Origin of the sequence: Mycolicibacterium alvei (genome assembly GCF_010727325.1) — a bacterium.
GTDB classification, from domain to species: domain Bacteria; phylum Actinomycetota; class Actinomycetes; order Mycobacteriales; family Mycobacteriaceae; genus Mycobacterium; species Mycobacterium alvei.
Map to the genome: position 1 here is coordinate 2,132,453 of NZ_AP022565.1, position 12,713 is coordinate 2,145,165.

Below are 12,713 nucleotides of genomic sequence, written 5' to 3' on the forward strand. Positions count from 1 at the left end.
CCAATGATTCAGGAACATCGCTACGACGTCGTCATCGTCGGTGCCGGTGGCGCCGGCATGCGCGCGGCCGTCGAGGCCGGTCCGCGCGTGCGTACCGCCGTGCTGACCAAGCTGTACCCGACGCGGTCGCACACCGGCGCAGCCCAGGGCGGCATGTGCGCCGCGCTGGCCAACGTCGAAGAGGACAACTGGGAGTGGCACACCTTCGACACCGTCAAGGGTGGCGATTACCTCGCTGACCAGGACGCCGTCGAGATCATGGCCAAGGAGGCCATCGACGCGGTGCTGGACCTCGAGAAGATGGGGATGCCGTTCAACCGCACCCCCGAGGGCCGCATCGACCAGCGCCGCTTCGGCGGGCACACCCGCGACCACGGCAAGGCCCCGGTGCGCCGGGCCTGCTACGCCGCCGACCGCACCGGTCACATGATCCTGCAGACGCTGTACCAAAACTGCGTCAAGCACGACGTCGAGTTCTTCAACGAGTTCTACGCGCTGGACATCGCGCTGACGGACACCCCGACGGGCCCGGTGGCCACCGGCGTGATCGCCTACGAGCTGGCGACCGGCGACATCCACATCTTCCACGCCAAGGCGGTCGTGTTCGCCACCGGCGGTTCGGGCCGGATGTACAAGACCACCTCCAACGCCCACACCCTCACCGGCGACGGTCTGGGCATCATCTTCCGCAAGGGACTTCCCTTGGAGGACATGGAGTTCCACCAGTTCCACCCGACCGGCCTGGCCGGCCTGGGCATCCTGATCTCCGAGGCCGTGCGCGGTGAGGGCGGTCGCCTGCTCAACGGCGAGGGCGAACGGTTCATGGAGCGCTACGCGCCGACGATCGTCGACCTGGCACCGCGTGACATCGTCGCCCGGTCGATGGTGCTCGAGGTGCTCGAAGGTCGCGGTGCCGGACCGAACAAGGACTACGTCTACATCGACGTGCGTCACCTCGGCGAGGACGTGCTGGAGGCCAAGCTTCCCGACATCACCGAGTTCGCCCGCACGTATTTGGGTGTCGACCCGGTCACCGAACTCGTGCCGGTCTACCCGACCTGCCACTACGTCATGGGTGGCATCCCGACCACGGTCAACGGCCAGGTGCTGCGCGACAACACCAACGTCATTCCCGGCCTGTACGCCGCGGGTGAGTGTGCGTGTGTGTCGGTGCACGGCGCCAACCGGCTGGGCACCAACTCGCTGCTGGACATCAACGTGTTCGGCCGCCGTGCCGGTATCGCCGCCGCGGAGTACGCCGCCAACCACAATCACGTCGACCTGCCGGAATCCCCGGCCGACATGGTGGTCGGCTGGGTCGGTGACATCCTCTCTGAGCACGGCAACGAGCGCGTCGCCGATATCCGCACTGCGCTGCAGCAGTCGATGGACAACAACGCCGCGGTGTTCCGCACCGAGGAAACCCTCAAGCAGGCGCTGACCGACATCCATGCCCTGAAGGAGCGGTACAGCCGAATCACGGTGCACGACAAGGGCAAGCGCTACAACAGCGACCTGCTCGAGGCCATCGAGCTCGGCTTCCTGCTGGAGTTGGCCGAGGTGACCGTGGTGGGTGCGCTCAACCGCAAGGAGTCCCGCGGCGGGCACGCCCGTGAGGACTACCCGAACCGCGACGACACCAACTACCTGCGTCACACCATGGCCTACAAGGAAGGCGACGAGCTGCTTTCCGACATCCGGCTGGATTACAAGCCCGTCGTCCAGACCCGGTACGAGCCGATGGAACGGAAGTACTGACAATGAGCCCCGTCGCTGACGTTGTAGCCAAGCCCGAAGCCGGCGATCCACCGCTGCCTCCCGTGCCCGACGGCGCGGTCATGGTCACGCTCAAGATCGCCCGGTTCGATCCGGAAAACCCTGACGCCGCAGGCTGGCAGAGCTTCCGGGTGCCCTGCCTGCCCTCGGACCGGCTGCTCAACCTGCTGCTGTACGTGAAGGGTTACCTGGACGGCACCCTGACCTTCCGGCGGTCCTGCGCACACGGTGTGTGCGGCTCGGATGCCATGCGGATCAACGGTGTGAACCGGTTGGCCTGCAAGGTGCTCATGCGTGACCTGCTGCCGAAGAAGGCGGGCAAGCAGCTCACCATCACCATCGAACCGATCCGCGGCCTGCCCGTGGAGAAGGACCTCGTGGTGGACATGGAGCCCTTCTTCGACGCGTACCGCGCCGTGAAGCCGTACCTGATCACCAGTGGCAACCCGCCCACCAGGGAGCGCATCCAGAGCGCGACCGACCGGGCCCGCTACGACGACACCACCAAGTGCATCCTGTGCGCCTGCTGCACCACCAGCTGCCCGGTGTACTGGAGCGAAGGGTCCTACTTCGGCCCGGCCGCGATCGTCAACGCCCACCGGTTTATCTTCGATTCGCGTGACGAGGCGGCCGCCGAGCGGTTGGACATCCTCAACGAGGTCGACGGCGTGTGGCGCTGCCGCACCACGTTCAACTGCACCGAGGCCTGCCCGCGTGGTATCCAGGTGACCCAGGCGATCCAGGAGGTCAAGCGCGCGTTGATGTTTGCGCGCTAAGTCCTTTGTTGTGCCGAACCTGAGCTTGTGTGCGAGATTCTCCTGAATTCTCGAACACAAGCTCAGGTTCGTCAGTAGGGGGCGCCCGCTGCCCGCAGCGCTTGGCGGGTGCGATCGATGATGGTCCGCTGACGATACCGGAGTAAGTCGGCCCCGACGCGGACTATCTGCCAGCCGAGTGCGCGGTACTCCGCATCCTGGTCGATGTCCTTTGTGCGCTGCTTCGGGTCGGTCCAGTGCTGGATGCCGTCATACTGGACACCGACTTTCCACTCCGGCCAACCCATGTCGATCCGGCCCACCACCCGGCGATGATCGAACACCACGATCTGCGTCTGAGTCGGCCGCATGCCCGCGTCGGTATACAACAGGCGCAGGCGAGTTTCCTGCGGCGATTCACCACCGTAGTCGGCGAGGTCGAGTACCTGGCGTAATTGCTGGATCCCCCGAACTCCCTTGTGACGCTGTAAAAGCGGCTGCACATCGGGGATCTTCAGCGGCGTCGCCTGCAGCAGTGCATCTATCCGAATGACGGCCGCGGTCAATCCCTTGCGCCGGCCCAGATCAAACGCGGTCCGATACGGCGCCGTCACCGGGATGCCGCGAACGAGGCAGGTCTCGTCATCCCAAAGGGTGTCGCAGTGCAACAGGATCCCAGGGGTTCGGTGCTGGCTGGGTTGGTTCAGTTCGGCAGGGTGCTTGACGTCGATCCACTCCGAACCGTGTAGCGCAGCAGCTGACAACCCGGCCACGGTTGCGCGCCGCCCGGACCACAGCCAGGCCGCGACCGCCCTGTCCACGGGTGTGACCCTCGTCCCCCGCGGCACGTAAACGTCCCGGTACACCGCGTCGTACCGGGTGCGGAGTTGATAGCGGTTGAGCTTGCCGGCCGCCAGCGCCTCGGAACCCAGGAAGACCATGCCAATTGGACGCCCGGGCCCACCCGGTGGTTCCGTGGCCGCCCAATCTGAGCTTGTGTGCGAGATTCTCCTGAATTCTCAAACAGAAGCTCAGGTTCGGCGCTGTCACACATTGCAGAGCCGCCTCGTCTAACGGGTATGACCGAGACACGAATCGCCGCGGTAACGCCCAAGCAAGCCGGCCTGCTGACCCGCGCCATGTACTGGTATGCCAAGCGCCAGTTCGGTGAGGTGCCCGAACCCTTCGCGGTGGCCGCGCACCATCCGCGCCTACTGGTCGCCAACGGCGTCCACGAAATGCTGCTCCAGAGTGGCTCCAAGAAGCTGCCCGCCACCGTGCGCGAGCTCGCGGTGTTCTGGACCGCCCGCACCGTCGGCTGCTCGTGGTGCGTGGACTTCGGCTCCATGCTGATGCGGCTGGAGAACCTCGACGTGGAGCGGCTCAAGTCGATCGACGACTACGCCACCTCACCGTTGTTCACCGAGGACGAGCGTGCCGCGATCGCCTACGCGAACGCCATGACGACGGATCCGCACACCGTCACCGACGAACAGGTGGCCGACCTGCAACGCCGCTTCGGCGACGACGGCGTGATCGAGCTGACCTACCAGATCGGCGTGGAGAACATGCGGTCTCGGATGTACTCGGCTCTGGGCATCACCGAGCAGGGCTTCAACTCCGGGGATGCGTGCCGCGTTCCGTGGGCGTGATACAACACCTCACATGCAGTGGTACACCGGCGACACGCTCTACGACACCGTGCTGGCCGCGGCCTTTGCGTTCGCCGCATTCGTGATCATCGGCGGGTTCTTCGCGCAGAGTTCCTACGGACGCTTCTCGACGACGAAACTCGGCCTCAATCTCAACCCGAAGCTCGGCTGGTGGCTGATGGAGATCCCCGCGACGGTGGTCTTCTTGATCAGCTACCTGGCCGGGCCCAACCGATTCGAGCCGACATCCCTGGTACTGGCCGGAATCTGGATGCTGCACTACGCCAACCGGGGGTGGTTCTTCCCATTGGCGATCCGCCAGGCACCCGGCAAGCGTGGCACCTTCAACATCTCGGTGATCGTGATGGGCATGCTCGTCACATCCATGCACGGCTATCTCAACGGAACCCTGTTCAGCCACGACTTCTTCGGGCAGTACACCACCGCCTGGCTGACCGATCCGCGGTTCCTGCTGGGGCTGGTGATCTACCTGTGCGGGTTCGCGCTGCTGGTCAACTCCGAGTCGATCGTGCGAAACCTGCGGGACAAGAAGAATCCCGGCGGGGCGGAGTACCGGATCCCCTTCGGCGGCGGCTTCCGGTTCGTCACCAGCCCGGCCTACCTGGGCGAGATCATCGCCTGGTCCGGGTTCGCACTGCTGACCTGGGCGCTGCCCGGCGTCGCCATCCTGTTGATCACCGCAGGCAATCTGGTTCCCCGGGCACTGGGCACCCACGGTTGGTATCGGGAAAAGTTTCCCGAGTACCCCACCGACCGCAAGGCGCTGATCCCCTACGTTCTATGACGCGGGCGTAATTTCGATGAAAGCCATTGGCACGCCCAGAGTCTGACTGCTCACGTCAAGGCTGCGCTCGAAGAGCTTCATGGGTGCACTCCAGTTGGCGGCAATCACCGCGTCGGCGTGCGCGTGTTCCGCCGGTGGCAGGATGCGCGCCACGCCGGCCACCACGGGTCCGCTGGGCCTGCCGCGCAGACTGCTCGCCACCACCAGGACATTCGGGTTGTTGCGGATGCGTTTGACCTTCCCGGTCGATGCATCCGTACGCACGTAGAGCTTGCCGTCGGCCACACCGTGGTTGATCGGGCTGGGCATCGCCTCACCCGATTTCTTGAAGGTCACCAACACGATCTGCCGGTAGTTCTCGAATCCGGCGAACGTGCTTCCGGTCGCATCTCCGATGTCGAAGGCGTCGCGGTGACGCATTTTGTCCATGCCCCGGAACATCATTCGGCTGAATGTCTGGGCCAGGGTTCCCGGCTCATTCGGCATCACGTCGCACCTCCACGCTCGCTCGCTTCACGAAGGGGGGATCCGGTGAACTTGTCGGGATTGGCGATATCCCACACCGCGCAAACCAGGCCGTCGCGGATGGCCATCGCGGTGACCCGCGGCATCATCTCCGGGTAGTCGTCGAGGGCTGGTGACCCCGGGTTGTAGCTGCCGAGCTGGCCGTTGACGAGGGCCAGCCGGCTGTCCGCCAGCCAGTTCGGACCGTAACGCCGGGCCAGCCCGAACAGGAACCTGGCCACCTTGTCCGGGCCGTGGATGACGCGTGCCGCGGTCGGAGCCCTGCGGTTGGAATCGCCGGTGAAGGTGACGTCGGGATGTAGCAGGCGCACAACGGCATCGATGTCACCGGTCGCCAGCGCCGCCATCAGCGCACCGGCCACCTCGTTGTGGGTGTCATCGGGCACCGGAGGCGGGGCATCGGCGACCCGCCGCCGCGCCCGCGACGCCAATTGTCTGGCCGCGGCGGCGCTGACCCCGAGCACATCGGCGATATCGCTGAACGGCACCGCAAAACCGTCGTGCAGGACGAACGCCACCCGCTGGTCGGGATTGAGCCGCTCCATCACCACCATGGCCGCGAACCGGGCGTCCTCACCGGCAACCACCGCGCTGAGCGGGTCATTGGCGTCGAATCCGGTGACCACGGGCTCGGGCAACCACTCCCCCACGTACTTCTCGCGCCGGTGGGCTGCCGAACGCAGCCGGTCCAGCCCGAGCCGGCTCACGACGGTGGTCAGCCAGGCCCGCAGGTCGGCGATCGTGGATTGGTTGTCATGCCAGCGCAGCCAGGCGTCCTGCACGATGTCTTCGGCATCGGCGTAGGTACCCGTCAACCGGTAGGCGACCGCCAGCAGGTGCGGCCGCAGCGCCTCGAATTCATCGGTGCGCGCCGCAGTGGTCACCACCCCAGCCTAGCGGCGTCGCCGTTTCGCGGCGATACGGATGTCAGCGCTTGCTGAAAATTGTTCGGTGCCAATCTTTTTCGGCGACCCTGGTGATGTCGCTCATCACGTGCTTGATGGTGAGGTACTCCTCGAACGAGTAGTCGCTCATGTCCTTGCCGAAGCCCGACGCACCGACGCCGCCGTGCGGCATCTCGCTGATGATCGGGATGTGGTCGTTGATCCACACGCAACCGGCGTTGATCTCGCGGGAGGCCCGCTGCGCGCGATACACGTCACGGGTCCAGGCCGAGGCGGCCAGGCCGTAGTCGGTGTCGTTGGCCTGCCGGATCGCATCGTCGTCATCGGTGAACGACCGGACGGTCAACACCGGCCCGAAGATCTCGTCGCGGTACACCTCTGAGGTTTCGGCGACATCGGCGATCAGGGTGGGCCGGTAGAACGCACCGGGCAGCTCCGGCATCACGCCGCCGGTGACGACGCGGCCGCCCTGTTCGGATGCCCGGGCCACCATGCCGGCCACCTTGTCGCGGAGCGCGAAGGAGATCAGCGGGCCCAGGTCGGTGTCGGGGTCGTGCGGGTCGCCGACGACGATCTTGCCCATCACCTCGGCGACGCCGGCAACGAAGTCGTCGTACAGGTCGCGGGCCACGATCGCCCTGGTCGCAGCGGTGCAGTCCTGCCCGGTGTTGATCAGCGCACCGGCCACAGCGCCCTGGATCGCGGCGTCCAGGTCGGCGTCGTCGAACACCACGAACGGCGCCTTACCACCCAACTCGAGCTGGGTGCGGTGGCCGTGCACGGCGGCAGCCGACATCACCTTGCGGCCGACGGCCGTCGAGCCGGTGAAAGTGACGATGTCGACGTCACGATGGCCGGCCAGCGCGGTGCCGACATCGGCACCGCCCCCGGAGACCACGTTGAACACGCCGCCGGGCAGACCGGCCTCGGTGGCCAGCCGGGCCAGCGTGAGCGTGGTCAGCGGGGTGATCTCGGCGGGTTTGATGACCACCGAACATCCGGCCGCCAACGCCGGGATGACCTTCCACACCGCCATCTGCAACGGGTAGTTCCACGGGGTGATGGTCGCGACGACGCCGACGGCCTCACGCCGGATGCTCGACGTGTGGTCGCCCGAATACTCCGCGGTGGCCTTGCCTTCGAGGTGACGGGCCGCACCGGCGAAGAAGTCGATGTTGTCGACGCTGCCGGGGACGTCGAACTCGGTGGCCAGGCGGACCGGTTTGCCGGTCTGGCTGACCTCCTCGGCAACGAGCTGACCAGCATGTTCGTCGGCGAGCTTGGCCAGCTTGGCCAGCACCGCGGACCGCTCGGCCGGCGTGGACCTGGACCAGCCGGGAAATGCCGCCCGGGCGGCGGCCACGGCGTTGTCCACGTCGGCGGGGGTGGCCAGGTCGTAGTCGGCAACGGCCTGCCCGGTGGCCGGGTCGATGATCTGGTGAATCGGCCCCGCGGTCGCGACCGCGGCACCGTTGATCCAGCTGCTCGTCACACCCATGCGGCCCACGCTAACCGACGGCAACCTCGACCTCTACGCAATCCCGCGTTAGGCCCGGTTCAAACAAGGGATTTCATCGGTTCACTTGTTGCAAACGACGGATTCCGTGCACAATCGGAGGCATGAGCAACCCTGCGGGTGACGACCTTCAGCCTGTGCAACTGCGGGTGAACAACCATTCCCGTGCCGCCTTCCCGCTCGACGACCTGTCGAAGGCGATCATCGAGAAGTTGCAGGCCGACGGCCGCCGCTCATACGCCGGGATCGGAAAGGCCGTGGGCCTGTCCGAGGCCGCGGTACGCCAGCGCGTACAGCGCATGGTCGACGCCGGCGTCATGCAGATCGTCGCGGTGACCGATCCGTTGCAACTCGGGTTCGCCCGCCAGGCGATGATCGGCATCCGCTGCACCGGCGACACCCTCAAGATGGCCGAGAAACTCTCGGCCATCGAATCGGTCGACTACGTCGTGCTGACGGCGGGTTCCTTCGACGCCATCTGCGAGGTGGTCTGCGAGGACGACGACAGCCTGCTCGAGCTGCTCAACACCAAGATCCGCGCATTGCCGGGAGTGATATCCACCGAAACCCTTGTTTACCTTAAACTTGTTAAGCAGCAATACAATTGGGGAACTCGATGAGTATCGCAGAACATGCACCCGCCACCACAGATCTGGCAGCCAAGGCCAACCGCCACCTGTGGGGCCACTTCGCCCGGCACGGCGAGGGCATCACACCACCCATCATCACCCGCGGCGAGGGCGTCCGAATCTTCGACGACAAGGGCAAGAGCTACATCGACGGACTCTCCGGCCTGTTCGTCGTCCAGGTCGGCCACGGCCGCAAGGAACTTGCCGAGGCCGCGGCCAAGCAGGCCGAGAAACTGGCCTTCTTCCCGCTGTGGTCGTACGCCACACCGCCGGCCATCGAATTGGCCGAGCGTATCGCCAACTACGCACCGGGCGATCTGAACCGGGTGTTCTTCACCACCGGCGGCGGCGAGGCCGTCGAGAGCGCATGGAAGCTGGCCAAGCAGTATTTCAAGCTCACCGGCAAACCCGGTAAGCACAAGGTGGTTTCGCGTGCGGTCGCCTATCACGGCACCCCTCAGGGAGCGCTGGCGATCACCGGCATCCCGGCATTCAAGGCACCGTTCGAGCCGCTGACCCCCGGCGGCTTTCGCGCGCCGAATACCAACTTCTATCGCGCACCGGCCGAATATGCCCACGACGAAAAGGTTTTCGGCCGCTACTGCGCGGACCGCATCGCCGAGGCCATCGAATTCGAAGGGCCCGACACCGTGGCCGCGGTGTTCCTCGAACCGGTACAGAACGCGGGCGGTTGCTTCCCGCCGCCGCCGGGATACTTCGAGCGGGTTCGCGAGATCTGCGACGAGTACGACGTGCTCCTGGTCTCCGACGAGGTGATCTGCGCCTACGGTCGGATCGGTTCGATGTTCGCCTGCGACGACTTCGGCTACGTGCCCGACATCATCACCAGCGCCAAGGGCCTGACGTCGGGCTACTCGCCGCTGGGTGCGATGGTGGCCAGCGACCGTCTCTTCGAGCCGTTCGACGACGGCCAGACCGTGTTCGGCCACGGTTATACCTTTGGCGGACATCCTGTTTCGGCTGCGGTGGCGATGGCCAACCTCGACATCTTCGAGCGTGAGGGCATCAATGCCCACGTCAAGGAAACCGCGCCCGCGTTCCGGGCCACCCTAGAGAAGCTCTACGACCTGCCGATCGTCGGCGATGTCCGCGGTGAGGGATTCTTCTACGGCATCGAGCTGGTCAAGGACAAGGCCAGCAAGGAGACGTTCAACGACGAGGAGAGCGAGCGGTTGCTGCGCGGGTTCCTGACCCCGGCGCTGTGGGAGGCCGGGCTGTACTGCCGCGCCGACGACCGTGGCGACCCGGTGATCCAGCTGGCCCCGCCGCTGATCAGCGGGCAGGCCGAGTTCGACGCGATCTACGAGATCCTGCACGGCGTGCTGACCGAGGCCGGAAAGCTGCTGTAGGTCGGACTCCATTCCGCCGAAACGGCATTCCAGCAGAACAAGTTCGAGTAACCCTCTGCTGGAATACCGTTTCGGCGGCAGACTGGCAGCGTGCCACGCAAACCTCCCATCGATCCGATCCGTTGGACTCCACCTCCCATTGATCCGCTGCCCGAGTTCGGGCCGGCCGAGCTGACCATCGTGCCGGTGCCCGGTGAAGGGCCTGAGGACGTCGTCGTCGACGCATCGGGACAACTGTGGACCGGTTTGGAGGACGGCCGCATTGTGCGGGTTTCGCCCGACGGGGCGGCCGCAGTGGTGGCCGACACCGGCGGCCGTCCACTGGGCATGCACGTTGCCCACGACGGGCGAGTGCTGATCTGTGACAGCCACCGCGGGCTACTGGCGTTGGATCCTGATTCCGGAGTGTTGTCGAAACTCGTGGAGTCAGTGGATGGCCGCCCACTGAAGTTTTGCTCGAACGTCACCGAGACTGCAGACGGCACAATCTATTTCACCGAGTCGACCAGCCATTTCCATATCGAGCATTTCCCTGGAGCGATCATGGAAGCCCGCGGGCGTGGCGGCCTGTTCCGGCTGGACACCGACGGCTCCGTCACCACGTTGCTGGATGGCCTGTACTTCGCCAATGGCTTGACTACCACCTCCGACGAATCAGCGTTGGTGTTCGCGGAGACCCAGGGTCGGCGGCTGTCCAAGTACTGGCTGAGCGGGCCGCAGGCCGGCACCGCGACGCCGCTGGCGGTGCATCTGCCGGGGTATCCGGACAACATCTCCACCGGTGCAGACGGCCGGATCTGGGTGGCGATGGTGTCCCCACCGAACGGGGCCGCCGAATGGCTCGCGCCGCGGGCACCGGTGATCCGAAAACTGCTGTGGCGGTTACCTGACCGACTCCAGCCCAAGATCCGGCCACAAGTCTGGGTACTGGCGTTCGACGCCGACTCCGGTGCGGCGCTCGCCGGGCTGCGCACCACACGGCCAGATTTCGGCACCGTCACCGGGGTGGTCGAATCCGCGGGCAAGCTGTGGATGTCGACAATCGCCTTCCCGACGCTGGCGTACGCCGAACTCGAAACTCTTCGCTAGAGCGTCGGCGGGCGGCACAAGAGCACCGGTTCTCAGGGCTTGGTTCCTCCCCCGCCTGATGCCCGAGACCACCACTTGTGCCGACAACTGGGCCCCGCCGAGTCAGAGTCACAGTCGTCACACAAACCACACACGTCACAGCGTGGCAAACGGGAAATCGGAGCCGAATCGCCTAACCTTCGGACACGATGGCGACCTTGCGGAGGACTACCCAGCGCGCTGTGTCCGCGTTCGCGGCACTGGCGATGTTGACGGCACCCCTGATGACGGCCGGTATGGCCAATGCGGACCCGGCCCCCGAGTGCCCGTACAAGGTGACCACTCCTCCGGCCGTGGACGCCTCCGAGGTGCCCAAGCCGGGCGAGGTCGCACCCGGCCCGCTACCGGTGCCTACCAAGACAATTGGCGGCGAGGCGCTATCGGGCTGCGGCGTGATCACCGCCCCCGATACCCCGCCGCTGCCCAATGACGTCTCTGCCGAGTCCTGGGTGGTCGCCGATCTGGACAGCGGCGACATCATCGCCGCGAAGGACCCGCACGGACGCCACCGTCCGGCCAGCATCATCAAGGTGCTCGTGGCCACCGCTGCACTCAACGAACTCAACCTCAACAAGCTGGTCGCCGGCACCCAGGACGACGCCAACTCCGAAGGCACCCGGGTCGGCGTAGGCCCCGGCGGTCAGTACACGATCAACGACCTGCTGCACGGACTGCTGATGCACTCCGGCAACGACGCCGCGCACGCCCTGGCGGCCCAGTTGGGCGGTATGGACCCCGCGCTGCAGAAGCTGAACATCCTGGCCGGCAAGCTCGGTGGCCGCGATACCCGGGCGGCCACCCCTTCGGGCCTCGACGGACCCGGTATGAGCACCTCCGCCTACGACATCGGGCTGTTCTACCGCTACGCCTGGCAGAACCCGGCATTCGCCGACATCGTGGCGACCCAGAACTACGATTTCCCCGGCCGCGACGGCAATCCGTCCTACCCGGTGGAGAACGACAACAAGCTGCTCTATAGCTACCCGGGCGCGATGGGTGGCAAGACCGGATATACCGATGACGCGGGTCAGACTTTCGTCGGCGCGGCCAATCGTGACGGCCGGCGCCTGGTGGCCATCCTGATGAAGGGCACCCGGGTGCCGATCGCGCCGTGGGAACAGGCCGCGCACCTGCTCGACTACGGGTTCGCCACTCCACCGGGAACCAAGGTCGGAACGCTCGTCGACCCCGATCCGTCACTGATCACCCCCAAGACCGACCAACCGACGGCAGCCCAGGCGGCTTCGGTTCTGCCACCGGCAGATTCACTGCCGGTGCGGGTCGGCGTGGCGATCGTCGGCGCCGTGATCGTGTTCCTGTTGATCATGGGGGCGCGTTCGCTGAATCGCCGCCCCGCTCGTTGATCGACACCCCCCCGGTCGGCCTCCAACCAGCCGATATGCATGTCGTTTCCGCTTCCGTGAGCGCACGGGCGATTCGGTACAGCAGACGTTGGTCGAGCGGGGCTGGTGACCGACACATTCACGGTTGAACCGCGATCTCGCGTGGACTAGTTCGGAGGATAGGCCGGTGGCGGATACGTGCCACGCAATGCCCACGGCAACCAGTTGAAGAAGAACTCAACCTCGTCGCTCGCGTCGTAGTCCGGATTCGGATCCATATTCCACCCCTTCGCCGGGCCGCATTTCGAG

Annotated in this window: 11 protein-coding genes and 2 pseudogenes; 8 read left to right on the plus strand and 5 right to left on the minus strand. The window is 65.8% G+C overall.

Translation table 11 applies throughout. From position 1 onward, the window contains the following. Positions 1 to 3 precede the first annotated feature (3 nt). Positions 4 to 1,758, plus strand: coding sequence for a succinate dehydrogenase flavoprotein subunit (gene sdhA, locus G6N44_RS10245; RefSeq protein WP_163663649.1), 1,755 nt, complete (start codon positions 4 to 6; stop codon positions 1,756 to 1,758). Between the two features lie 2 nt (positions 1,759 to 1,760). Further along, on the plus strand, positions 1,761 to 2,552 hold the full coding sequence (locus G6N44_RS10250; protein ID WP_163663651.1) for a succinate dehydrogenase iron-sulfur subunit: 792 nt from the start codon (positions 1,761 to 1,763) through the stop codon (positions 2,550 to 2,552). A 71-nt stretch (positions 2,553 to 2,623) separates the two neighbouring features. Here G6N44_RS10250 and G6N44_RS10255 read toward each other — a convergent pair whose 3' ends face one another. Continuing rightward, positions 2,624 to 3,472, minus strand: coding sequence for a putative endonuclease domain-containing protein (locus G6N44_RS10255; protein ID WP_163663654.1), 849 nt, complete (start codon positions 3,470 to 3,472; stop codon positions 2,624 to 2,626). Between the two features lie 105 nt (positions 3,473 to 3,577). Between G6N44_RS10255 and G6N44_RS10260 the strand changes: the two are divergent. Together G6N44_RS10260 and G6N44_RS10265 are read left to right on the plus strand one after the other, a co-directional pair. Then, a pseudogene (locus tag G6N44_RS10260) lies at positions 3,578 to 4,183 on the plus strand (carboxymuconolactone decarboxylase family protein); the annotation flags it as partial. 13 nt (positions 4,184 to 4,196) lie between these two features. Then, entirely contained in the window at positions 4,197 to 4,988 is a 792-nt protein-coding gene (locus G6N44_RS10265; RefSeq protein WP_163663658.1) for a phosphatidylethanolamine N-methyltransferase family domain-containing protein, read from the plus strand. On the opposite strand, the gene G6N44_RS10270 is transcribed toward G6N44_RS10265, so the two are convergent. From G6N44_RS10270 to G6N44_RS10280, 3 genes are read right to left on the minus strand one after another with little or no spacing between them, the layout of a single operon-like run. Then, complete coding sequence (locus tag G6N44_RS10270) at positions 4,983 to 5,474, minus strand: PPOX class F420-dependent oxidoreductase (protein ID WP_163663660.1); 492 nt, start codon at positions 5,472 to 5,474, stop codon at positions 4,983 to 4,985. The two genes, G6N44_RS10265 and G6N44_RS10270, sit on opposite strands and share 6 nt — an antisense overlap. Continuing rightward, positions 5,474 to 6,397: a sigma-70 family RNA polymerase sigma factor gene (locus G6N44_RS10275; RefSeq protein ID WP_163663662.1), complete on the minus strand. Its 924-nt coding sequence runs from the start codon at positions 6,395 to 6,397 to the stop codon at positions 5,474 to 5,476. Before G6N44_RS10275 ends, G6N44_RS10270 begins: the two co-directional genes overlap by 1 nt. A 43-nt stretch (positions 6,398 to 6,440) precedes the next feature. Beyond that, the gene (locus tag G6N44_RS10280) at positions 6,441 to 7,916 is read right to left on the minus strand and encodes a gamma-aminobutyraldehyde dehydrogenase (RefSeq protein ID WP_163663664.1); all 1,476 of its coding nucleotides are present in this window, start codon (positions 7,914 to 7,916) and stop codon (positions 6,441 to 6,443) included. Between the two features lie 122 nt (positions 7,917 to 8,038). Between G6N44_RS10280 and G6N44_RS10285 the strand changes: the two genes are divergently transcribed. The 4 genes from G6N44_RS10285 (at position 8,039) to G6N44_RS10300 (ending at position 12,425) form a co-directional block, all read left to right on the plus strand. After that, positions 8,039 to 8,554, plus strand: coding sequence for an Lrp/AsnC family transcriptional regulator (locus G6N44_RS10285; RefSeq protein WP_163663666.1), 516 nt, complete (start codon positions 8,039 to 8,041; stop codon positions 8,552 to 8,554). After that, the gene (locus G6N44_RS10290) at positions 8,551 to 9,933 is read left to right on the plus strand and encodes an aspartate aminotransferase family protein (RefSeq protein ID WP_163663668.1); all 1,383 of its coding nucleotides are present in this window, start codon (positions 8,551 to 8,553) and stop codon (positions 9,931 to 9,933) included. The genes G6N44_RS10285 and G6N44_RS10290 overlap by 4 nt, the downstream gene beginning before the upstream one ends. A 90-nt stretch (positions 9,934 to 10,023) precedes the next feature. After that, complete coding sequence (locus G6N44_RS10295) at positions 10,024 to 11,022, plus strand: SMP-30/gluconolactonase/LRE family protein (protein WP_163663670.1); 999 nt, start codon at positions 10,024 to 10,026, stop codon at positions 11,020 to 11,022. 188 nt (positions 11,023 to 11,210) lie between these two features. Next, a complete protein-coding gene (locus G6N44_RS10300; RefSeq protein ID WP_163663672.1) occupies positions 11,211 to 12,425 on the plus strand; it encodes a D-alanyl-D-alanine carboxypeptidase family protein in 1,215 nt (404 codons plus the stop codon). A gap of 146 nt (positions 12,426 to 12,571) precedes the next feature. Here the strand turns inward: G6N44_RS10300 and G6N44_RS29770 are convergent. After that, positions 12,572 to 12,682 (minus strand): annotated as a pseudogene (locus tag G6N44_RS29770) (CAP domain-containing protein); the annotation flags it as partial. Between the last annotated feature and the right edge of the window lie 31 nt (positions 12,683 to 12,713).